The 21,391-nt window shown below is 72.4% G+C and carries 17 protein-coding genes and 2 pseudogenes; 8 read left to right on the forward strand and 11 right to left on the reverse strand.

Annotation, left to right across the window (positions count from 1 at the left end; translation table 11 throughout):
* On the forward strand, nt 1-130 hold a 130-nt coding region (locus ABZY45_RS11975; protein ID WP_356739671.1), incomplete at its 5' end, for an RNA-binding protein.
* Here the strand turns inward: ABZY45_RS11975 and ABZY45_RS11980 are convergent.
* The gene (locus tag ABZY45_RS11980; RefSeq protein ID WP_356738813.1) at nt 117-989 is read right to left on the reverse strand and encodes a SigB/SigF/SigG family RNA polymerase sigma factor; all 873 of its coding nucleotides are present in this window, start codon (nt 987-989) and stop codon (nt 117-119) included. The two genes, ABZY45_RS11975 and ABZY45_RS11980, sit on opposite strands and share 14 nt — an antisense overlap.
* Nucleotides 990-1,440: 451 nt before the next feature.
* Between ABZY45_RS11980 and ABZY45_RS11985 the strand changes: the two genes are divergently transcribed.
* The 4 genes and pseudogenes from ABZY45_RS11985 to abc-f all read left to right on the forward strand — a co-directional run bounded on the left by ABZY45_RS11985 (nt 1,441) and on the right by abc-f (nt 6,782).
* Complete coding sequence (locus tag ABZY45_RS11985; RefSeq protein WP_356738815.1) at nt 1,441-2,244, forward strand: GNAT family N-acetyltransferase; 804 nt, start codon at nt 1,441-1,443, stop codon at nt 2,242-2,244.
* Between the two features lie 24 nt (nt 2,245-2,268).
* Nucleotides 2,269-3,468: a PP2C family protein-serine/threonine phosphatase gene (locus ABZY45_RS11990; RefSeq protein WP_356738817.1), complete on the forward strand. Its 1,200-nt coding sequence runs from the start codon at nt 2,269-2,271 to the stop codon at nt 3,466-3,468.
* Nucleotides 3,469-3,641: 173 nt separating this feature from the next.
* A pseudogene (locus ABZY45_RS11995) lies at nt 3,642-4,787 on the forward strand (glycoside hydrolase family 6 protein).
* 306 nt (nt 4,788-5,093) lie between these two features.
* Nucleotides 5,094-6,782, forward strand: a complete 1,689-nt coding sequence (gene abc-f / locus ABZY45_RS12000; RefSeq protein ID WP_356738819.1) for a ribosomal protection-like ABC-F family protein — start codon at nt 5,094-5,096, stop codon at nt 6,780-6,782.
* Here the strand turns inward: abc-f and ABZY45_RS12005 are convergent.
* Nucleotides 6,746-7,252, reverse strand: a complete 507-nt coding sequence (locus ABZY45_RS12005) for an NUDIX domain-containing protein (RefSeq protein ID WP_356738821.1) — start codon at nt 7,250-7,252, stop codon at nt 6,746-6,748. The genes abc-f and ABZY45_RS12005 overlap by 37 nt on opposite strands.
* A gap of 343 nt (nt 7,253-7,595) precedes the next feature.
* Here ABZY45_RS12005 and ABZY45_RS12010 point away from each other — a divergent pair, with 343 nt between their 5' ends.
* A complete protein-coding gene (locus tag ABZY45_RS12010) occupies nt 7,596-11,087 on the forward strand; it encodes a phosphodiester glycosidase family protein (protein ID WP_356738823.1) in 3,492 nt (1,163 codons plus the stop codon).
* A 503-nt stretch (nt 11,088-11,590) separates the two neighbouring features.
* Here ABZY45_RS12010 and ABZY45_RS12015 read toward each other — a convergent pair.
* A complete protein-coding gene (locus ABZY45_RS12015) occupies nt 11,591-12,241 on the reverse strand; it encodes a helix-turn-helix domain-containing protein (RefSeq protein WP_356738825.1) in 651 nt (216 codons plus the stop codon).
* Between the two features lie 141 nt (nt 12,242-12,382).
* Here ABZY45_RS12015 and ABZY45_RS12020 point away from each other — a divergent pair, with 141 nt between their 5' ends.
* Nucleotides 12,383-13,369 carry an alpha/beta hydrolase gene (locus ABZY45_RS12020; RefSeq protein WP_356738827.1) on the forward strand — a complete coding sequence of 329 codons (987 nt, stop codon included), beginning with the start codon at nt 12,383-12,385 and terminating at the stop codon, nt 13,367-13,369.
* A 113-nt stretch (nt 13,370-13,482) separates the two neighbouring features.
* Here ABZY45_RS12020 and ABZY45_RS12025 read toward each other — a convergent pair.
* The 3 genes and pseudogenes from ABZY45_RS12025 to ABZY45_RS12035 all read right to left on the reverse strand — a co-directional run.
* Nucleotides 13,483-13,701, reverse strand: a pseudogene (locus ABZY45_RS12025) (LysR family transcriptional regulator); the annotation flags it as partial.
* A gap of 15 nt (nt 13,702-13,716) precedes the next feature.
* A complete protein-coding gene (locus ABZY45_RS12030; RefSeq protein ID WP_356738829.1) occupies nt 13,717-14,079 on the reverse strand; it encodes a hypothetical protein in 363 nt (120 codons plus the stop codon).
* Between the two features lies 1 nt (nt 14,080).
* Nucleotides 14,081-14,566 (reverse strand): TetR/AcrR family transcriptional regulator, encoded by a 486-nt coding sequence (locus ABZY45_RS12035; protein ID WP_356738831.1) that lies wholly within the window; start codon nt 14,564-14,566, stop codon nt 14,081-14,083.
* A gap of 281 nt (nt 14,567-14,847) precedes the next feature.
* On the opposite strand from ABZY45_RS12035, the gene ABZY45_RS12040 reads away from it, so the two are divergent.
* Nucleotides 14,848-16,239, forward strand: a complete 1,392-nt coding sequence (locus tag ABZY45_RS12040) for a Mucin-2 (protein ID WP_356738833.1) — start codon at nt 14,848-14,850, stop codon at nt 16,237-16,239.
* Between the two features lie 98 nt (nt 16,240-16,337).
* Here the strand turns inward: ABZY45_RS12040 and ABZY45_RS12045 are convergent, their stop codons facing one another.
* From ABZY45_RS12045 to ABZY45_RS12065, 5 genes are all read right to left on the reverse strand, one after another.
* Nucleotides 16,338-16,748: a PTS fructose transporter subunit IIA gene (locus ABZY45_RS12045; protein ID WP_356738835.1), complete on the reverse strand. Its 411-nt coding sequence runs from the start codon at nt 16,746-16,748 to the stop codon at nt 16,338-16,340.
* A complete protein-coding gene (dhaL, locus tag ABZY45_RS12050) occupies nt 16,745-17,362 on the reverse strand; it encodes a dihydroxyacetone kinase subunit DhaL (protein WP_356738837.1) in 618 nt (205 codons plus the stop codon). Before dhaL ends, ABZY45_RS12045 begins: the two co-directional genes overlap by 4 nt.
* Nucleotides 17,363-17,413: 51 nt before the next feature.
* Nucleotides 17,414-18,406 carry a dihydroxyacetone kinase subunit DhaK gene (gene dhaK, locus ABZY45_RS12055; protein ID WP_356738839.1) on the reverse strand — a complete coding sequence of 331 codons (993 nt, stop codon included), beginning with the start codon at nt 18,404-18,406 and terminating at the stop codon, nt 17,414-17,416.
* A 268-nt stretch (nt 18,407-18,674) separates the two neighbouring features.
* A complete protein-coding gene (locus tag ABZY45_RS12060) occupies nt 18,675-19,865 on the reverse strand; it encodes a glycosyl hydrolase (protein ID WP_356738841.1) in 1,191 nt (396 codons plus the stop codon).
* A 111-nt stretch (nt 19,866-19,976) separates the two neighbouring features.
* The gene (locus tag ABZY45_RS12065; protein WP_356738843.1) at nt 19,977-21,266 is read right to left on the reverse strand and encodes a cytochrome P450; all 1,290 of its coding nucleotides are present in this window, start codon (nt 21,264-21,266) and stop codon (nt 19,977-19,979) included.
* Between the last annotated feature and the right edge of the window lie 125 nt (nt 21,267-21,391).

The raw sequence follows: 21,391 nt of genomic DNA on the forward strand, positions 1-21,391 counted from the left end.
GACGACCCGTGTGCTGCTGCGCCGCGTCCCCTGGAAGATCCTGGCGAAGCGGGGAGCGGGAGCCCCGCTGTCCCGGGGCCGGTGCCACGCCCAGTGTTGCGGCGGACGCGCCCGGCTCAGTCCTGTGTGAGCATTCCGCTGCGCAGCTTGCGCAGGATGCGGCTGAGCAGCCGTGAGACGTGCATCTGCGAGATGCCGAGTTCCTCGCCGATCTGAGCCTGGGTCATCTCCTGGCCGAACCGCATGTCGATGATGCGGCGCTCCCGTGCGTCGAGCTCGCCCAGCAGCGGGGCGAGCGTATGGAGGTTCTCCACCGACTCCATCGCGGGATCCGGCTCGCCCAGCACGTCCGCATAGGTCCGCCCGCCGATCGTGCGGCCCGCGGGCTCCGCCGTGTCGGCCGGCATGTCCAGCGAGCCGGCGGTGTATCCGTTGGCCGCGATGATGCCCTCGGTGATCTCTTCCTCCTCCAGGCCGAGGTGCTCGGCGAGTTCCTGCACGGTCGGGTCCCGGTCGAGCCCCGCCGCGAGCGTCTCCTTCGCCTTCGCGAGGTCCACCCGCAACTCCTGGAGCCTGCGCGGCACATGAACCGACCAGGTGGTGTCCCGGAAGAATCGCTTGATCTCGCCGACGATGTACGGCACCGCGAACGACGTGAACTCGACCTCTCGCGAGAGGTCGAAACGGTCGATGGCCTTGATCAGGCCGATGGTGCCCACCTGGACGATGTCCTCCATGTCGCCGCTGCCACGGTTGCGGAAGCGGCCGGCGGCGAACCGCACGAGGGAGAGGTTCATCTCGATGAGCGTGTTCCGGGCGTACTGGTACTCGTGCGTGCCCTCGTCCAGGGTCTGCAGACGGTCGAAGAAGAGCTTCGACAGCCGGCGCGCGTCCTGCGGGGCGACCTGCCCGGCGTCCTCGATCCAGGGAAGCCCGTCCGAGACGCCTGCCTGTTCCGCAGCCGTGGTCCGTGCGGTGTACGCCGTCATCACGTCACGCTCCTCAGGTGGTGGGCGCCGAGGTGTAGGCGCCTGCCCGATGAGCGGCAACTCATGCACACAGAGGTTGTTTTGAGCCAGAACCGTCGCGTCATCGGCCGGAAACCTACGGAATCGCCCCGAGGGCCCGGGCAGCGAGGTGCTCGTATGCGTGGAAGCGCACAGGACCGCCCCACCGGTACGGGGGAGCCCGGTGGGGCGGCCGTATCCAGAGTGCCACAGCCGGAGGTCTGTTGGGGCCGTATCCGGATCAGCGCCCGCACGATTCGCCGAACCCGTCCCGGCGCCCCCCTCCGTGTGCTCAGGACCCGCGGTGTCCGGCGCCGGGCGAACGCTCCTGTTGCACGTTCGTGAACAGAGGGCCGCCCGGGAATAGGTACGGGTCGCGGGTGGCTTTCACCCCTGTCGCCGGCCGTCGATGTCAACCGGAGTGAGAGAGCCCATGCCCGAGGCCACACCGCTGCCCACGCCCCTGCCCGCACACGGGCGGGAGAGTGAGCAGGCCCATCCGCTGGACAACCCCTCCTGGTCGTCGCTGACCGGCCCCCACGCCCACTTCGCCGCGCGACGCGGCCGCATCCTGCGCTATCCGCCCGATGTCACCCCCTGGCTCGCTCTCCCGGACGAGACCGACGCCCAGGACTGGGCCGATGTGGCGGCGCTCGCGGGCCCCGGCGCCTCCGTCGCCATCACGGCCTTCCACGAGCCGCCGCCGGCCGACTGGGAGATCGTCTTCCACGCGGAAGGCGTGCAGATGGTGGACGACTCGGTTGACGCGGCGCCCGACCCGGAGGCCCTCCTCCTCGGGCCCGCCGACGTGCCGGAGATGCTGGAGCTGGTCGAGCGCACCCGGCCCGGCCCCTTCCTGCCCCGCACGGTCGAACTGGGCACCTATCTCGGCATCCGGCGTTCCGGAGTCCTGGTCGCGATGGCGGGCGAGCGGCTGCACCCGACCGGGTGGACCGAGATCAGCGGAGTCTGCACCGACGACTCCGTACGGGGCCAGGGGCTCGCGACCCGCCTCATCCGGGCCGTCGCCCACGGCATCAGAGAGCGCGGCGAGACTCCCTTCCTGCACGCGGCGGCCTCCAACACCGGCGCCGTCCGGCTCTACGAATCGCTCGGCTTCGTCGTGCGCCGCAGGACCGCCTTCCTCGGCGCCGTCGTCCCGGCGGGCCCCGGAGCGAGCGGGGACGCCAGGACCCCGGACCGGGGGGCGGGTAGCTTGGAACAGGTGGGGCGGTAGGGACGGACATGCGGGAGGCGCGGCGTGGTCATGGGGCTCCGGCGCCCGTCGGCGGCGCGCAGGGTGTCGCTGCCCGGGCCGGATCCGGGTGAGACGTCCGCGGGCGCGGCCCGGATCGGGAACTGGGCGCTCGCCCTCTGGCTCCTCCTGCTGACCGTCGCGGTCGTCCTGCTCGACGCGCTCACCGGCAACGACCTGCCCCTCATCCCGCTGATGGTCGTGCTGCCCGCGCTGGCCTCGGTCTTCTGCACGGTCCGCCAGACCACCGCCGTGGCGGTCTGGGTCATGCTCATCGTCGTGGGGTCCCGTATCGCCTCGACCGGGGAGTTCTGGGACGTGGCCTTCATCCTCGGCTTCACGGCCATCGCCAGCGCGCTGGGGGTCGTGGCGTGCGCCGCGCGCATCAGACACGCGACCGAGGTGGCAAGGCTGCGCTCGGCCGCCGTGGCGCTCCAGCGGCAGATCCTGCGCCCGCTCCCCATCGTCACGCGGCAGGTCTGTGCCCACGGCCTCTACGCGCCGATCGAGGAGGACCGCTTCGTCGGCGGCGACATCTACGAGGTGGTCCAGTCGCCCCACGGGACCCGGGTGATCATCGGGGACGTGCAGGGCAAGGGACTGCCCGCCATCGGTGCGGGCTTCGCCGCCCTGGGGGCGTTCCGGGAGGCCGCCGTGCGGGAGCGTGAGCTCTGCGCGGTGGCCGACGCCGTGGAGGACGCGGTCGTCCGGCACAACGCCTTCTCCGCGGAGACCGGCGAGACCGAGCGCTTCGTCACCGCCCTGGTCCTGGGTTTCGACGGCGAGGAGGGGGTCCAGGTCGTCAACTGCGGCCATCTCCCGCCGCGGCTGCTGCACGACGGGCAGGCATCGGCGGTCACCCTGCACGAGACGTCCGTACCCCTCGGGATGGCGGAACTCAGCGGCGAGGCCCGCGTCGCGGAGCGGATCGCGTTCCCGGAGGGCGCCGCCCTGATGGTCTACACCGACGGGGTGACCGAGGCGCGTGACGCGAACGGTGCCTTCTACCCGTTCGACGAGCGTCTCGGCACCTGGTCGGACCGCGAGCCGCCACTGATCCTGGACGCGCTCCTGGCGGATCTGGAGGACTTCTCCGGCGGGGTGCGCCGCGACGACGTCGCCGTCCTCGTGCTCAGCAGACCGCGGGAGGGCGGCAGCCCCTCGCCGCATCCCGGGCCCGCGGTGGCGGAGAGTCCCACGAAGTGAGGCCCGCACCGCTCTTGACGCCTCCGGGGCACTCCGGAACCCTCGTGGGAGCGCTCCCGCAGGCGATGTGGTGAGCGCTCCCGCACGCTTCGTCGCGACAGAGGGATGGACCCATGCGCACCAGAGCGACCCTGTTACGAGCACTGCCGCTCGCCTGTGCCGCGGCTCTGCTGATGACCGTCCAGACGGTCGCGGCCGGCCCCGCCCACGGCGTGCCGACCGGAGAGACCGCGAAGCGGGGCGGCGACGGGGGCACCCGCCTGTACACCCCCGACGCCAACCCCGGGGCGTACAGCCAGGCCCTGGATCTCGCACGGCAGGGACAGCTGCGCGACGCGGCGGGCATCGTGGCCATGGCCCGCACCCCGCACGCCGTCTGGTTCGGTGACCAGAGCCCCGCCGCCGTGGAGAAGGAGGCGAAGCGCATCGTCCGCGAGGCGGACGCGCGGCGCTCGGTCCCGCTCTTCGCCCTCTACAACGTGCCGGGCCGTGACTGCGCCAACTACTCAGGCGGCGGAGCGTCCACGACCGCCGAATACCGCGAGTGGATCGACGCCGTCGCCCGGGGGATCGGCGGCCACGAAGCGCTCGTCGTCCTGGAGCCGGACTCGCTCGCCCTGCTGCCCTCGGACTGCGGACAGGACGACGCCTAGGGAACGCGGACGGCGGCGCGCTACACCGAGGTGAACTACGCCGTCGAGACCCTCGAACCGCTCGCCGGCACCAAGGTCTACCTCGACACCGGCCATCAGGGCTGGCACTCGGTCAACAGCATCGTGCCGCGCCTCCTGGAAGGCGGCGTGGAAAGGGCCACCGGCTTCTACACCAACGCCTCCAACTACCAGCCGGAGGACGCCAGCACCTGGTACGGCACCCTGATCTCGTCCTGCCTCGCCTACGTCGACAAGGGAGGCGACAGCGCCGAGTGCCCCAACCAGTGGTGGCCGCGCACGGACGCGCAGTCCTGGCTCGACACCCACGTCGACACCGATCCCGCCCGCATGAAGCACTTCGTCACCGATTCCAGCCGTAACGGCAAGGGCACCTGGACCGCGCCCGCCGGGAAGTACACGGACGCTCAGGAATGGTGCAATCCGCCGGACCGCGGTCTGGGCGCCCGGCCCACCACGAACACCGGCGACCCGCTCCACGACGCCCGGCTCTGGATCAAGATCCCGGGTGAGTCGGACGGGCTCTGCCTGCGAGGGACGCAGGGGCCGGAGGACCCCGAGCGCGGGACCGTGGACCCCGCGGCAGGCGCGTGGTTCCCCCAGCAGGCACTGGAACTCGTCAGGTTCGCCCAGCCGCCCCTGTTCTGACGGGACCGGGCGGAGCGGGCGGGACGGGGCGGCGTGAGTTCGCACCGGGTCCGGGCGGAGCGGGTTCGCACCGGCTCCGCCCGCCATCCGGGTACCATGGCTGCCATGGGTTCGTACTACTTCTTTCTCTGATCCCCGGCCAGGACGCCGCCACGCGACGCCCGCCGTCGCCGTGTGCCCCGTAGGGCCGCGCCGTGCGCCGCAGTCCTTCCCCGCCGGCCGATGACCCCTGGCCCCGTGGCCCGCCTCCGTCCGTGACGACGGCGTGCGTGCTGCCGAGGGCCCGTCACCTCAGGGAAAGCACCCATGTCCGTTCAGTCCCACCCTGCCCAGCTGTCCATGAACGACGTCTCCAAGGCGTACGGAGACCGTTCCGTCCTCGACCAGGTCTCCCTCACCGTCCGCCCCGGCGAGAAGGCGGGCGTCATCGGCGAGAACGGGTCCGGGAAGTCCACGCTGCTCCGGCTGATGGCCGGGGCGGAGGCACCGGACAGCGGCGACGTCACCGTCGGCTTCCCCGGCGGCACCGGCTACCTCGCCCAGACCCTCACCCTTGATCCACTCAGCACCGTGCAGGACGCCGTCGACGAGGCCTTCGCCGAACTACGCTCCCTCGAACGCCGGATCCGCGCCGCGGAGGAGGAACTCTCCGGCGGCGAGCCCACCGGTGCGCAACTCGCGGCGTACGGCGATCTGCTGACGGCGTACGAGGAGCGCGGGGGATACCAGGCGGACTCCAGGACCGACGCCGCACTGCACGGCCTCGGTCTCTCGAACGTCGCCCGGGACCGTGTGCTCGGCTCGCTGTCCGGCGGTGAGCAGTCCCGGCTGGCCCTGGCCTGCGTGCTGGCCGCCGCGCCGGAACTCCTCCTGCTCGACGAACCTACCAACCACCTCGACGCCGCCGCCGTGGGCTGGCTGGAGGACCACCTCCGCGCCCACCGGGGGACGGTGGTCGCCGTCACGCACGACCGCACGTTCCTGGAGCGGATCGCCACCGTGATCCTGGAGGTCGACCGCGATCTGCGGAGCGTCTCGCGCCACGGGGACGGCTGGGACGGCTACCGCAGGGCGAAAGCCGCGGCGCGCAGCCGCTGGGCCCAGGAGCACCAGGAGTGGCTGGCGGAGCTTGCCCGCACCGAGGAACTGGTCAGCGCGGCCGGGCACCGGCTCGCGGGCACCGGCAAGGACCCCGGGCAGGGCTTCGGCAAGCACCGCAGGTCGCACGAGGCGAAGCTGTCGGGGCAGGTCAGGGCGGCCAGGACCCGCCTGGAGGCACTGCGCCGCTCACCCGTGCCCGCTCCTCCCCGGCCGCTGCGCTTCACCGCCGAGCTCACCGGCGCGTCCGGCGGCGAGGTCCCGGCGGGCGGGAGCGGCCCGGTGGCCGAGCTGGAGTCCGTCGTTGTCGGCTCACGCCTCGACATCCCCGCGCTGCGTGTCCTGCCGGGGCAGCGGCTGCTGGTCACCGGGCCGAACGGAGCGGGGAAGACCACGCTCCTGCGCGTCCTCGCGGGCGACCTGGCCCCGGACACCGGGGCGGTCCGACGGCGGGGCCGCATCGGCTACCTCCCGCAGGAGCTTCCCGCCCGTCCCACCCGGCGCACCCTGCTCGCCACCTTCGCGGCGGGGCGCCCAGGTCACCCCGAGGAGTGGGCCGACGGACTCCTGGCCCTCGGACTGTTCCGCCCGGAGGACCTGGCCGTGCCCGTCGCCGCCCTCTCCGCCGGGCAGCAGCGCAGGCTCGTCCTGGCGAGGCTGGTGACCCGCCCGGCGGATCTGCTCGTCCTCGACGAGCCGACCAACCACGTCGCGCTCGACCTGGTCGAGGAACTGGAGGCCGCGCTCGGCCGGTACCGGGGAGCCGTCGTGGTCGTCTCCCACGACCGGGGCTTCCGCGAGCGCTTCGACGGCGAACGCCTCGACATCCGGGCCGGCCGGGCGGTGCGGGGACCCGGGGCCTACGAATCCGGGCCCGCGCGGCCCTCGCGTACGTGAGCGCGCAGCCGCTCCACGAACACCCGCTGACCCGCCACCAGCCGTTCGAGAGCTTCGTCCGGTGTGCACCACGCGAACCGGTCCATCTCCGGGAACTCCCGCAGCACACCGGACCCCTTCGGCCACTCCATGGTGAAGGTGCCCGGGACTGCCCCGGCAGGATCGAGATCGGCCTCCACGGCCCACACGGTCACCGTCTTGCCACCCGACTGCCGTGACTCGCCGAGCGGAACCCACTCACCCTCCGGCAGGGGAAGCCCGAGTTCCTCCTCGAACTCCCGCCGGGCCGCGGCGGCGGGTTCCTCGCCGGGTTCGTACTCGCCCTTGGGAACGGACCAGGCGGCCGCCTCCCGGCGCGCCCAGAACGGTCCGCCCATGTGGCCGATCAGCACCTCCGCGTCCCGGCCGCCCTCCGTGCCGGGGACGACGCGGAAGAGCAGAAGCCCGGCGCTGCGCTTGGCTGTCGACATGTCGTCAAGTGTGCGGGCTGTAGGCCCGGTGGGCCACCCGCCCGGCCCGGCGACCGGAGGGTGTCCGCCCGGGGGCGTACGAGCGAAAGGGCACCGGCCCGGGTACGCGCGAAAGGGCGCCCGCCGGGCCCACGACCGGAGAGGGCCGCGCCCAGGCCCGGGGGTCACTTTCACGGGGGCCGAGGGCCCCCACCGGGGGGTCACCAGCACCAGGGGTCACTCCTTCGCCGCACGCTGTTCCTCCTGATGTCCCCGTTGTCCTCTGGTGTGTCCACCCGCTCCCGGTCATGCTGGCCGCCGACAGCGCGATTCGCGCGCAATCCGCTCCGCACCAGGAGGATTTGTGGGCCCAGGCACCTTCCGCAGCACGCTGCGTCCCCTCGTGCTGCTGGCGACCGTGTCGGCACTGGCGGCCGGAGCCGTCGTACCGGCCGCCGCCGACTCGACTCCGGACCCCCGCCCGCACACCAGCGCCGAGATCCTCAGACCCGTCGCCCCGCCTGCCGCGAGCGGCCCCTCCGGCGACGCGACGTCCGTCGTGGACGGAGACGGCATCGAGACGGCTCGTACCAGCCGGCCCGTCGCCCCCGGCGTCCGCCTGAGCTCGTACGACCGGCTGGAATCCGACAAGTGGCTGCGGGTCGACACCCTCTCCGTCGATCTGGACGGCAGCGACGTGCGGGCCGACTACCTCTCCTCGGGCAAGGTCGCGGACCGGCACACGGTCTCCGAGCTGGCCGCCGGGCACGACGCCGGGGAGGGGCGCCGCACCGTCGCCGCGATCAACGCGGACTTCTTCGACATCAACCAGACCGGGGCACCCCAGGGTCCCGGGGTCGCGGACGGCCGCCCCGTGCACTCCCCGGCCCCCGGCGTCAACCGGGCGGTCGGCATCGGGCCGGAGAACGCCGGCCGGGTCCTGGAGCTGTACTTCGAGGGCACGCTGACCCTCCCCTCGGGCGCGCACCCGCTGGCCGCGTACAACGCCGCGAACGTACCGGTGCAGGGCATCGGCGCCTACACCTCGGCCTGGGGGAGCGCGGACCGCGCGCTGACCGTGGACGCGGCACAGCCCGTCGCCGAAGTGGCCGTCCGTGACGGCAAGGTGGCGTCCGTCTCCGGGGCGCCGGGATCGGGGCCCGTGCCCGATGACACCGTGGTCCTCGTCGGCCGTGAGGCCGGGGCCGCCCTGCTGGACGAGCTGGAGCCCGGCGATCCGGTCTCGCTCGAATACCATGCGCGTACCGACGGCGGAGCCGTGCCGCGTACCGCCGTGGGCGGAAGGGAGCTCCTGGTCGTCGACGGCGTCGCGCAGAACCATGACGGTGAGGGCAACAACACCGCCGCACCCCGCACCGCGGTCGGGTTCTCCAAGGACGGCCGGACCATGCAGGTCGTCACCGTCGACGGCCGCCAGGCCGACAGCGGCGGCGTCACCCTCACCGAACTCGGCACGATGATGCGGGAGGCGGGATCGTACAGCGCGCTGAATCTCGACGGGGGAGGCTCCTCGACCCTCGTCGCCCGTGAACCCGGCAGCGACACCCTCCAGGTCGAGAACAGCCCTTCCGACGGCAGCGAGCGCACGGTGCCGAACGGCCTCGCGCTGACAGCCCCCGACGGCAGTGGCCGGCTCGCGGGGTTCTGGGTCGAGACGCGTACACCGGCCGCCGCAGCTCCGGGCGACGACCCGGTGAGCGGCGGCCACCCCGAGCGGGTCTTCCCCGGCCTGACCCGGGCCCTCACGGCAGCCGGCTACGACGAGACGTACGGTCCGGCCGGAGGCGTGCCGCGCTGGCGTGCCGTCAGCCCGGCGATCGGCAGCGTCGACCAGGACGGGACGTTCACCGCCCGCCGCAGCGGCACGACCGGCGTACGGGCCGAACGGGAGGGCGCACACGGCGAGACAGGGCTCACCGTCATCGGCCGGCTCGCCCGGATCCAGCCCACTGCCACGCGGGTCGGACTCGCGGACGGGGAGGCCGTCGGCCGCTTCGGCATCGTCGGCCACGACGCCCACGGCACGAGCGCTCCGGTCGAGCCGGACGACATCACCCTCGACTACGACCGAGCGCTGTTCGCCGTCGAGGACGACGGCAAGGGCTCCTTCACCGTACGGTCCCGTACCGGCGCGGGAGCGGGACGGATCGAGGCGACCGTGGCGGGCGTCAGCACCACCCTCGCGGTGAGCGTCGGCCTCACCGACCAGGCGGTGTCCGGCTTCGACGACGCCGGATCCTGGAAGTTCAGCCAGGCACGCGCCGAGGGTTCACTCGCCGCGACGCCCGAAGGCCACACCGGCACGGGCCTCCGGCTCACCTACGACTTCACCCGTTCGACCGCCACCCGCGCCGCCTACGCGGCCCCGCCGCAGCCCGTCGTGGTACCGGGGCAGCCGCAGGCGTACACCCTCTGGATCAACGGCGACGGCAACGGCGCCTGGCCGACGCTGCACCTGAAGGACGCGGCGGGCTCGGACCAGCTGCTGCGCGGGCCCTACATCACCTGGACAGGCTGGCGGCAGGTCACCTTCACCGTGCCGGCAGGCGCGCCCACCCCGCTGTCCGTGTTCCGCTTCTACCTCGCCGAGACGGCAGCCGCCCGCCAGTACACCGGCGAGATCGTCGTCGACGACCTGTCCGCCCAGGTTCCGCCCACTGTCGACCTTCCCGAACAGCCCGTCCCGATCGACCCGTTGATCGACTCCGCCGCGACGACGGAGGGCCGGGACTGGCAGTTCGCGGTGATGTCCGACGCGCAGTTCGTCGCGCGCGCCCCGGACAGCCCGATCGTCCAGCAGGCCCGCCGCACCCTGCGCGAGATCAAGGCGGCACGGCCCGACTTCCTGGTCGTCAACGGTGACCTCGTCGACGAGGGCGCGCCCGCCGACCTCGCCTTCGCCCGCCAGGTACTGGAGGAAGAGCTGGGCGACGCGCTTCCCTGGTACTACGTCCCGGGCAACCATGAGGTGATGGGCGGCAAGATCGACAACTTCATCACCGAGTTCGGCCCGGCGCGGCGCACGTTCGACCACAGAGGCACCCGGGTCATCACGCTCGACACGTCGAGTCTCGGTCTGCGGGGCGGTGGTTTCGCCCAGATCAAGGAACTGCGCGCGCAGCTGGACGCGGCCGCGACGGACCGTTCCGTCGGCTCGGTGATGCTGATCGAGCACGTGCCGCCGCGCGACCCGACCGTGCAGAAGGGCAGTCAGCTGAGTGACCGTAAGGAGGCGGCTCTCGTCGAACAGTGGCTCGGCGACTTCCGCCGTACGACGGGCAAGGGCGCGGCTCTGGTCGGCAGCCATGTGGGCGTCTTCCACGCCTCGCACGTCGACGGCGTCCCGTATCTGGTCAACGGCAATTCGGGCAAGGCGCCGGCAGGCCCTGCGGACGAAGGCGGCTTCACGGGGTGGACCCTCATCGGCGCCGACCGCGTGACGTCCGGCGAACAGTCGGCGGCCCGCAGGCAACCGTGGCTCGGAGGGCCGGACTGGGTCTCGGCCCAGACCCGGGCCCATGTCGACGGGCTTTCCCTGGACGCACCCTCGACGCTCGTAGCGGGGCAGCGTACGCGGATCGGGGCGAGCGTCACGCAGGGGGCACGGGTGGTGCCCGTCGCCTTCCCGCTCAGCGCGGACTGGACCGGCTCCCCCGGGGTCCACATCGGTGAGGCGGACAGGGCCAAGCACCGCCACGTCGCGACGTTCGACCCGGCAACGGGCATGCTCACCGCGCTCAGGCCGGGAACCGTAACCCTGGCGGTGACCGTGAACGGCACCACCCGGCAGGTACGGATCGGGGTCTCGGCCGGCGCGGTGGCACCCGCGGCCTGACGCCCCGGCGCCGAACCGCCCCACCGGCGTTCGCGGCCCGTGAACGCACGCACCGCGACGGCACGGCTCCCGGACCGGTTCCCCGACCGGTCCGGGAGCCGGAACGGGTGCTGGAGCGAGTCTCTTTCGCATCGGTGCCGCCCGCCCGGCTGCCATGGGTGGCGGCGAGCCGCCTGCCCTGATGCGCGCTGCCGGCACGGCATGCACCAGGGCAGGCATACCGGGCTGTCCCACAGGCCGGACCAAGGCAGGTGTCCGCCTCGGACGTGAGCGGCTGCTGCCCGGGCCGATCCGGAAGCGCCGTACGCGGACGTCCGCGTGAGAGCGCACCGCGCCCTCTCCGCTTCGCGGGGCTGACCCGGCGATCAGGGAGGAAGCCCTTGTCGGGGCCGGCCCGGCTGGCAGCCAGCGGGACGGCGAGTTGGCGAAGCCCTTCGACGGCCGAAAGACCATGATCGACGATTCGGAGCTCAGCGTCCCATCGCTGATCGTGCACGGGCTCGTCAGGGCTGGTCCTCGTGGTCGGTCCGGGCACGATGCGGCAGGCGGTCCCCGCGACCGCCGGACGCAGGGGTGCGCGGCCGCAGTCGCTCTCCCTGCGGCCCGAACATGATCAGGTACTCGACCGGCCCCTCGGATCCGCCGTTCGCGACCCCATGGGCGGTGCGGGTGTCGAACTCGGCGAAGTCCCCGGCACTCAGCACGAGATCCTGGTCACCGAGCGCCAGCCACAGCCGCCCGTACAGGACGCACAGCCATTCGTAGCCGTCGTGGGAGACCTGCCGGGGACGGACGCGCGGCGTCTTCACGGCGGGCAGGACGTGTTTGTGCGCGTGCAGCCCGCCGACGTAGCGCGTCAGCGGCAGTACCGCCTTGTCGTCGCCGAAGCTCAGCGGCGCCGGCGTACGGGGTTCGGCCGCGCGGGCCGGCGCGGTGCCGGCCAGTTCGTCCAGGGAGACGCCGTACTCCCTCGCCAGCCGCACCACCACCTCCAGGGTGGGCCTGCGCCGGCCGGTCTCGATCCGCGACAGCGTGCTCGGCGAGATGCCGGTCGCACGGCTGACCCCGGTGAGTGTGGCGCCGTGGTGCTCGCGGGCGGCCCGCAGCCGGGGCCCCATCGCTGCCGGCGTCTCGTCCATGTCGTCGCCTGCCATCGCTCCCGTCCTTCCGGACGTGCCGCTCCACCACTCTGTCCTGCAACTTTGCCAGACTGGCAAGAGCAATGGCGTCGGGTGGCTGCCGCGCCGGATGATCGACGAGCGCCCCGCGTCCCCTGCGAACCGAGGAGAAGCTCCATGCATCCCGAGCTGTCCGCCGCACTTCATCACCGCACCGTCGACATTCCGGCCGGTCGCCTGCATCTGGTCGAGCAGGGCACCGGGCCGCTGGTCCTGCTCGTGCACGGGTTTCCCGAGTCCTGGTACTCCTGGCGCCGCCAGCTCCCGGCCCTCGCCGCGGCCGGATACCGGGCGGTGGCGATCGACGTTCGCGGCTACGGACGCTCGTCCAAGCCCGCCGCGACCGAGGCCTACAGGATGCTCGAGCTGGTCGAGGACTGCGTGACTGTCGTGCGCGCCCTCGGCGAGGAGGATGCCGTGGTCGTCGGCCACGACTGGGGGGCCGGCATCGCCTCCACCTCCGCCCTGCTCCACCCCGAGGTCTTCCGCGCCGTGGCCCTGCTGAGCGTCCCTTACGCGCCGCCCGGCGGCCCCCGCCCCACCGACGTCTTCGGCCGGATCGGCGTACCCGAGCAGGAGTTCTACGTCTCCTACTTCCAGCAGCCGGGCCGTGCCGAGGCAGAGATCGAGCCCGATGTCCGGGGGTGGCTCGCGGGCTTCTACGCGGCCCTGTCCGCCGACACCATGCCCGCCCGGGGCGAGCCCGATCCGCACTTCGTCACCCCAGGAGGCCGGCTGCGCGACCGTTTTCCCTCCGGCACCCTTCCCGCCTGGCTGAGCGAGGACGATCTCGACGTCTACGCCGGGGAGTTCGAGCGCACCGGGATGACCGGCGCGCTCAACCGCTACCGCACCGTGGACCGCGACTGGGAAGACCTCGCCCCCCGTCGCGGAGCCCCGATCACCCAGCCCGCCCTGTTCATCGGCGGCGCACTGGATGCCTCCACGACCTGGATGGCCGAGGCCATCGATGCCTACCCCACCACCCTCCCCGCCCTGTCCGCGTCCCACATCCTCGACGGCTGCGGCCACTGGATCCAGCAGGAACGCCCCGACGAGGTGAACCGTCTGCTGATCCACTGGCTCAGCACCGTCCACGGCTGAACCACCCTTGTGGCCTGGGCAGTTCGGACGGGCAGCGATGACGTGACGCACGGCGAGTCCGGAGTGCCGCGGCATGGGCGCGGTTCGCGAGCAGGGCAGCCCGGTGCCGGTGATCAGTGGCGGTACGCCGCCGTCGCGATCTCGACGAAGGACCGGATCAACGGGTTGGTGTCGCCCTCGTTCCACACGGCAACCACCGGGCTCGGCGCCATGTCGGCCAGCGGTACCACGGCCAGTTCCGCGGGCAGCTCATGCCCGAGCGGGGCCAGGCCGACCGTGCCGTTCCACAGCACAGCCTGCACGCATTCCTGGACGGCGCGCACCACCGGGCCCGCGGGGTTCGTGCGTCAGGCGGCAATGGCTCTCTCCACAAGGTCCACCGTGGCCCGCGGGTCGTCGGTCTCCACGACGAGCCGGCTGTACGGGGCGCCCTCGGCGAGCTCTACGACGACAGTGTTGGCCGGCTTTCGCACCGCCCAGAAGACGAGGTCACCGTGCCGCCGGAACCGTCCGGCCGTGATCACGCCGGGCATGTGCGTGCCCCCGAGCTTGGTCCCCTTGCGTTCATGGGCGATGCCCGGGTCGTGAGTGGCGCCCCGCACCTGGGTGAGCGGCACTTCCACCTGGCTCTTGAGTGCCCAGAGTCTGTCGAGGCCCGTCAGCCGGACAGTCAGCATGTCGCGGGTGCGGTCGATGGCGATTTCGGTCATGTCAGCTCTCCTGAGCGGTAGTCGGGCGGGCACGCAGGCGCAGGCGCTTGCCGAGGACGGTGGAGGCGACGTGTTCCGCCTCGTCGGCATGAGTGGGACGCAGCGCGTTCTCCAGAGCGGTGAAGCCTTCCGCCACCAACTCCGCGGCCTCGGGGTCCTGAGGTGCACGTTCGACGGCGGCGAGGAGCAGGAACCCGGCTGCCGGACCGTCGTCGAACCCGGCGATCGCGGCCGCGCGGGCCTGCTCGGCATCGGTGAGGCTGCCGACGGCAGCCGTGCTCGGAAGGATCTCGTGGTCCAAGTGGGCTCGAAGGGCCGTCAGATACAGCTTCCGTTTGGAGCCGAAGACGTTGTACAAGCTGCCCCGGTGCATCCCCGTGGCGGTGGTCAGGTCGTCGATCGAGGTGCCCGCGTAACCGCACGTGGCGAAGAGGGCGGCCGCGGCCCTGACGGCCTGGTCCGTGTCGAATGCGCGAGGTCTTCCCATGCCTCGACGGTACGCGTTATAAGAACGATCAGTCAAGAACGACCATTCTCAAACTGGTTTCGGGGGTTCTTCGGGCGGCTGATGGCTCCCTGCCCGGGAAGGGCCGTTGGTGGGCGGGCGACCGGCCCGGCACCGCCGTCCGGCGGCTCGGCAGGCATACTGAACGGATCTTGATCGCCGGGCCGGTCGCGGCCGCCGACCGATCGCCGTCAACCCCCGGTCGCGGAACGGTACTTGGTCGCCGGCCGAGCGGGGATCCAGGGATACACAGGTAGGGGAGCATGACCGCGTTCCACGAATCCGCGCTGGACGGAGTAGCCCGCAATCCGGCTCTGCCCACCCCGCTGCTGATGCGTCTGCTGGCCTTCGAAGGCGGCGGCGCCGGCCCGCTCCGGCACGCCATCGGACGCGCCGGACTTCCCGAACCGGCCGTCGCGGTGATCCTCGCCCACCCGAACCCACGTGCCCGGATCGAGTTCGCGATGAGCGCCAGGTCCGAGCCCGCACAGCGGGCCCGGCTCGCGGAAGACCCCTCCGCAAAGGTGCGGGCCGCTCTCGCCTACGGACCCGAGTGGTACGACCCGCGCACGACGGTCGCGCCACTGCCGGACGCCGTGTGCGCCCGGCTTCTCGACGACCGAGACGCCTCGGTACGGGCGGCTCTGCTGGACTCGCCCCACCTGGCGCCGTCGTTCGTGGCATCGACGGCCGTGCACCCCGATCCGGCGGCCCGCCGGATCGGGGTGCGTGCGTGGGACGTTCTGGCGCCGCGCGAGCGGTCGGCGCTGCTGGCGGACCCGGACCCCGAGGTGCGCAGGGCCGCCGCCCTGCGGGAGTGCAGGCGGGACACCCACCTCACCTCCGAACTCCTTCGCGATCCGAAGTCCGAGGCCGAGGCACTGCGCCGTGGGCTCCTCGACATCGCCGACGCCGAACGCCGCATCGCCGGGCGGACGCACCTGGCTGACCTCGCCGGGAACCCTTCGCTGCCCGCCCACCTCGTGGAACGGCTCGCCGCCGATCCCGACGAGGCCGTACGGCTCGCGGTCTCCCTCAGGCCCGAACTGCCCGAGACGCGGCGCATGGCGATCGACGTCACGGTGGGGGCTCTTGCCGGCGAAGACGTGGAATGGGTACGGGACGGGCTCGCCGATCCCGACGTGCTGCGTCGGGCCGCGACCTCCGCCCACCCGCTGCTCCGGCGCGCCGCGGCCCGCAGCCCTCACCTGCCGCCCGGCCTGCTGGGCCTGCTCGCGCGCGTCGAGGACCCGGTGGTGGATGCCCGCATGGCCGTGCACCACCCCGACACCCCGGAGGAGGTCCTGATGCGTGTGTACGCGAGGCTCGGCGGTACGTTCTCGGCCTGGATGGCGGAGACACACCCGCGCTTTCCCCGCGAGGGCCTCGCCGCGCGCTACGCGGACCACCCGGACGGGAACTACCGTCGGCTGGCCGTCCGGGACCCGGCCGCCACGCCCGCACTGATCGAACGGCTCAGTCATGACCCCGCGGTCTGGACGCGTCAGGCGGCGGCCGGTGACCCGCGCCTGCCGCTCCACCGGCTCCGCGAGGCGCTTCACGTCCCCGAACTGGCCTCCAGCGCCGGTGCCAACCAGGCGCTCCCAGCGGACGAGATGGAAGCAGTCCTGGACAGGGCGGGGGTTCCCGCCTGACCGTGTCGCGCGGGAACGCCCTCGCCCCGCGTATCTCCCGTACGCCGATGCCTACGTCCTGACCCCGGCCGCCCCTCCGGACGGACCGGCCCGGCGGCTCAGGCCTTCCGGTATCCGTACGCGTCCGTGGCCGCCGCCTCGACGGTGTCCAGATCGCCCCCCGCCGACGCCGTCACCAGAGCGGCGACCGCGCCCTCGACGAACGGCGCGTCCACCAGCCGTGCCCCGGGGGGAAGTTCAGTGCCGTCCGCCAGCATGGATTTCACCGTCAGCACCGCACTCCCGAGGTCGACGAGCAACGCCACGCCGGCGCCCCGGTCGACCGTTCTGGCCGCTTCGGCGATCAGCTCCGTACTCGTCCCCAGGCCTCCGGCCGAGGTGCCGCCCGCCGCCGCCACCGGTGCGGTCGCACCACCGGCCGCCAGCCCCTTCGCCAGCTCTGCCACGGCCGCCGCCACGGACGCGCTGTGCGAGACCAGCACGATCCCGACCTGCTTCTCGTCGATCATGCCTCGCCTCCACCGCTCGGCTCCCCGGCCTCGGCCAGTGCCCCGATCAGCAGCGCGGCCGAGGCGGCCCCCGGATCCTGGTGCCCGATGCTGCGCTCGCCGAGGTAGCTGGCCCTGCCCTTGCGTGCCCGCAGCGGAACGGTGGCCAGCGCGCCCGCCAGCGCCGCGTCCTTGGCCTCCCCGAACGACGACCCCAGCACCTCGACAGCCGGGAGCAGAGCGTCGAGCATCGTCTTGTCCCCGGCCTGCGCCCCGCCGAGCTGTGCCACGGCCGCGACGCCGGCCGCGAGCGCCTCGGCCAGCTGAGCGGGGGTCACCTCCCGCTCGTCGCCCAGCCCCTTGCCCGTGTGGCGCAGCAGGGTCCCGTACAGGGGCCCGGACGCGCCGCCGACCGTGGAGATCAGCTGACGCCCGGCCAGTGTCAGCACGGCGCCCGGTGCGGCGGGCGCCTCCTTCTCCAGGACATCGGTCACCGCGCCGAAGCCACGGCGCATGTTGCTTCCGTGATCGGCGTCCCCGATCGCGGCGTCGAGCTCGGTCAGCCGGTCCGCCTCACGGTCGACGGCTGCCGCGGTGGCGGTCATCCAGCGGCGGAAGAAAGCGGTGTCGAGCACAAGAACTCCTGTTCCTCACACGGTGGCTGCTCACGGGGGCCGGAACGCCCTTCACCGGCCCCAGCGGAGCGCGGGGGTCTGTACCGGCGCGTCCCACAGACGCAGCATCTCCTCGTCCACCTGGCAGAGGGTCACCGAGCAGCCCGCCATGTCGAGCGACGTCACGTAGTTCCCGACCAGGGTACGAGCCACCGACACGCCCCGCTCGGACAGCACCCGCTGCACCTCGGCATTGAACCCGTACAGCTCCAGCAGCGGTGTCGCGCCCATTCCGTTGACGAGGACCAGCACGGGGCCGCTGGGGCGCAGATCCTCGAGTACCGCGTGGACGGCGAAGTCGGCGATCTCCCCGGAAGTCATCATCGGGCGGCGCTCCCGGCCGGGTTCGCCATGGATGCCGATTCCCAACTCCAGCTCACCCGACGGAAGATCGAAGGTCGGTGTGCCCTTCGCCGGTGTGGTGACGGAGCTGAGCGCCACCCCGAAGCTCCGCGAGGACTCGTTCACCCTGCGCGCCAGGGACTCCACCCGCTCGAGCGGTGCCCCCTCGTCGGCCAGTGCGCCGGCGATCTTCTCGACGAACAGGGTCGCGCCGGTGCCCCGCCGTCCGGCCGTGAACGTGCTGTCCGCCACCGCCACGTCGTCGTCGACCAGGACCCGGGCGACCTGGACCCCCTCGTCCTCGGCGAGCTCCGCCGCCATGTCGAAGTTCAGTACGTCGCCGGTGTAGTTCTTCACGACGAACAGCACCCCCGCGCCGCTGTCGACCGCGGCGGCGGCACGCACCATCTGGTCGGGCACCGGCGAGGTGAAGATCTCACCGGGGCACGCGGCGGAGAGCATGCCCGGCCCGACGAATCCCGCGTGGAGCGGTTCGTGCCCGGAGCCTCCACCGGAGACCAGCCCCACCTTTCCGGGCACCGGGGCGTCGCGCCGGACGACGAGACGGTTCTCGAGGTCCACGACCAGCTCGGGGTGGGCGGCGGCCATTCCGCGGAGGCCGTCGGCGACGACGGTCTCCGGCACGTTGATGAGCATGCGCAACGGTTCCTCCTGGGGAGAGCGCCGGCCGGCCGTGCTGACCGGCGGTCAGCGTGCATCCGATCCTCGTGACTCAGGCGGTACGCCCCCCAGTATCGAAGACGCCCGCGTGATCGGGAAGCGACGCGTCGTGCCGAGGCTCGGCGAACCGCTCCACGCGGAACCGGTGAACCGGGCGTCGCTCCGCACGATCCGGGGGCGGCGCCGACGCGCGTCCGCCGCCTCCTCGGCGGATCCGCAACCGAGGAGGCGGCAAGGTCCGGGACGGGCCTCAGCCGCGTACGCAGAACTCGCGGTCGGTCAGCCACTGCCCGAACCAGTCGCTCAGCGGCACCGTGATGCACCACCCGGTCCCGTTGGTGTCCGGCGCGGGCACGGTGGGAGTCGGCAGGGGCTTGTCGGGCTTGGGCGTCGGGCTCGGGTCGGGCACGGGCGCCGAGGGCTCGGCGTTCGGCAGCCCGCTCAGCATCTCGCGGAACACCCGGGAGGACTCGGGATTCTCCGAGCACTGCCACACCCCGTGCGGGCAGTAGTCCGTGATCGTCTGGTAGAGCGGATCGTGACGGTCGATCCACTCCAGCATGCGGCGCATGTACTCGGGGTTGTCGCCGTTCCGGAACAGCCCCCACTCGGGGAACGAGATCGGCTTGCCGTGCTCCGCCGCGAAGTCCACCTGCTTCTGCAGACCGTACGGTTCGTTCACCTGATCGTCGAATGTCTGCGCGGGCGGCTGATCGTAGGAGTCCATGCCGATGATGTCCACGACGTCGTCACCCGGGTAGCACTCCGTCCAGGGCACGGCGTCCCGCCCACGGCTCGGCGCGAAGTCGAAGCGGAACTCCTGGCCGGGCACGGACCGCATGGCCGCGACGATGCGCTTCCAGTACGCCTTCCACGCCACCGGATCGGGGCCGCACCGGTGCGTGTAGGTCGTGCCGTTCATCTCCCAGCCGAGAACGATCACCGTGTCCGGGACTCCCAGCAGGACCAGTCGCTCGGCCAGCCGGCGGAAGTGCTCGTCGAACTGCCCGGCGGCGCCCGCACGCAGGAGGGTCCGCACCTCACCGTCGGGGACGCGCTCCTCGTTGCGTTCCAGCATCGGTGTGTTGAGGACGAACATCCGGTCGTCGTCGCCCTTGCGCCAAGCGGCCCACGCGGCCAGGAATCCGGGGCGGCCCTCGATGTTCTCCCACAGGTCGCCCGGCAGATAGCTGTGCCCGACCCGCAGCTCCGTACCGTCGAGCCAGCGTGACAGCTCCCGCATCCGCTGGACGCCCTCGGGGCCGTAGTCCAGATAGGCGCCGACCGCGGTCGTCCCGCCGGTGCCGGGCGGAACGGGCGCGGACCCCTTTCCGGACTGGGTGCCTTCGCCGTCTGGGTCCGTGAGGACCGCGCCACCGACGAGAAGGCCGAGCACGGCAGCCCCGATGCCGAAATTGATGAGGCGGCGCTGTGCGGGCACGGCTCCTCCTTGGGTTGCGGCCGGTATCCGACGCTTCCGACCTTAAGGAGAAAGGTTCAACTACGGGCGGTGGGAGAGCCGGTGAATAGACCATTCGCGACACGCGCGGAATCAGTGCGGACCGTTCGGGTGAAGGAATCCGAAGGAGAAGGGGAGCGAGCCGACACGATTGTCGAAACTCGAGTCGACCAGGCCCGGTTCGCCCACGGCACGGAATCCCGGCCGCCGGGTCAGCATTTCCCGGAAAAGAGCCTTCATCTCCAGCTTGGCCAGATGCGCCCCCAGACAGTGGTGGGGGCCTCCGCCCCCGTATCCGAGGTGAGGATTGGGCGACCGGGTGATGTCGAAGGCGTCGGGATCCTCGAAGACGGAGGCGTCCCGGTTCGCGGAGGCGTAGAGGAGTACGACCTTGTCGCCCGGCGCGAAGGTACGGCCGCCCAGATCGCATTCGGCCGCCACCGTCCGGCGGAACTGGATGATCGGCGTCGAGTGCCGGACGATCTCCTCGACCGCGCCGTCGGCGTACCGGTCGAAGTCCTCCTCCAGAAGAGCACGCTGCTCGGGATGCGCGGTCAGCAGCAGCAGCCCGTGGGCGATCGCGTTCCTGGTCGTCTCCACACCGGCCACGAGCAGCAGCGAGAAGAACGCGCCGAGCTGACGTGCGGACAGGGCTTCGCCGTCCACATTCGCGCGGACGAGCGCCGAGATCACGTCGTCCGCCGGAGCGCGGCGCCGCTCGCGGGCGACGGCCGCCATGTCGCACTGCATCCGGGCCAGGGAACGCAGCCCGCGTCCGGGCACCCGCAGCCTGGCCCGCCCCCTGCGCTGGACCCCGACGTACTCGGACGTCCGGTCGACGCGCGAGGCGATCCGGGCCCGGCGCTCGGCCGGTACGCCCATCAGGTCGCAGATGACCTCGAACGGCATGCGGGCGCCCGCCGAGCGCATGAAGTCACCCGGGCCCCCGGCCACCATCTCGTCCACCAGCCGCCGGGCGACAGCGGCGATGTTCTCCTCCGCCGCGGCGAGCAGTCTCGGGGTGAAGGCCCGGGAGATGGTCCTGCGAAGGGCCGCGTGCTCGGCCCCGTCCATGTTGACCATGGAGTTGCCGAAGACCGCCTTGGCCCAGCGCGCCGGCTCCGGAGTGGTGACACCGGGGGCGCTGGCGAAGACCTGCGGCTGCCTGCTGGCCGCCCGTACGTCCGCGTGCTTCACCAGTGCGTAGAACGGCGCGCCCGTCCCCGTGCGGGGAGTGAAGCGGACCGGCGCGTCGAGTTCCCGCAGCCCCGCGAACACCGCCAGTCGCTCGGCACGGGGCAGACGCCAGAACCCGGGATCCGCCGGATCGGCCGGGACCCCTCTCCGCACGCGGTCCGTGGGTACCTGTGTCGGCGCGTTCATGCACAACCTCCGGGAGCTCGGACGGCCATGCTGTCCCGGTGCGCGGCGCCTGACGGCCGACACGGCCGTGCCCCGCGGTGAATTCCCACGGTCGCGTGAGGCCCAACGGATGAGAACCGTTCGCG

Source organism: Streptomyces sp. NPDC006516 (assembly GCF_040611875.1).
GTDB lineage: Bacteria > Actinomycetota > Actinomycetes > Streptomycetales > Streptomycetaceae > Streptomyces.

What these genes read in the sequence shown, in the direction of transcription:
- ABZY45_RS11980 (WP_356738813.1), bottom strand. Translation starts at nt 989, where the DNA reads ATGACGGCGTACACCGCACGGACCACGGCTGCGGAACAGGCAGGCGTC.
- ABZY45_RS11985 (WP_356738815.1), top strand. Translation starts at nt 1,441, where the DNA reads ATGCCCGAGGCCACACCGCTGCCCACGCCCCTGCCCGCACACGGGCGG.
- abc-f (WP_356738819.1), top strand. Translation starts at nt 5,094, where the DNA reads ATGTCCGTTCAGTCCCACCCTGCCCAGCTGTCCATGAACGACGTCTCC.
- ABZY45_RS12005 (WP_356738821.1), bottom strand. Translation starts at nt 7,252, where the DNA reads ATGTCGACAGCCAAGCGCAGCGCCGGGCTTCTGCTCTTCCGCGTCGTC.
- ABZY45_RS12015 (WP_356738825.1), bottom strand. Translation starts at nt 12,241, where the DNA reads ATGGCAGGCGACGACATGGACGAGACGCCGGCAGCGATGGGGCCCCGG.
- ABZY45_RS12020 (WP_356738827.1), top strand. Translation starts at nt 12,383, where the DNA reads ATGCATCCCGAGCTGTCCGCCGCACTTCATCACCGCACCGTCGACATT.
- ABZY45_RS12030 (WP_356738829.1), bottom strand. Translation starts at nt 14,079, where the DNA reads ATGACCGAAATCGCCATCGACCGCACCCGCGACATGCTGACTGTCCGG.
- ABZY45_RS12035 (WP_356738831.1), bottom strand. Translation starts at nt 14,566, where the DNA reads ATGGGAAGACCTCGCGCATTCGACACGGACCAGGCCGTCAGGGCCGCG.
- ABZY45_RS12040 (WP_356738833.1), top strand. Translation starts at nt 14,848, where the DNA reads ATGACCGCGTTCCACGAATCCGCGCTGGACGGAGTAGCCCGCAATCCG.
- ABZY45_RS12045 (WP_356738835.1), bottom strand. Translation starts at nt 16,748, where the DNA reads ATGATCGACGAGAAGCAGGTCGGGATCGTGCTGGTCTCGCACAGCGCG.
- ABZY45_RS12065 (WP_356738843.1), bottom strand. Translation starts at nt 21,266, where the DNA reads ATGAACGCGCCGACACAGGTACCCACGGACCGCGTGCGGAGAGGGGTC.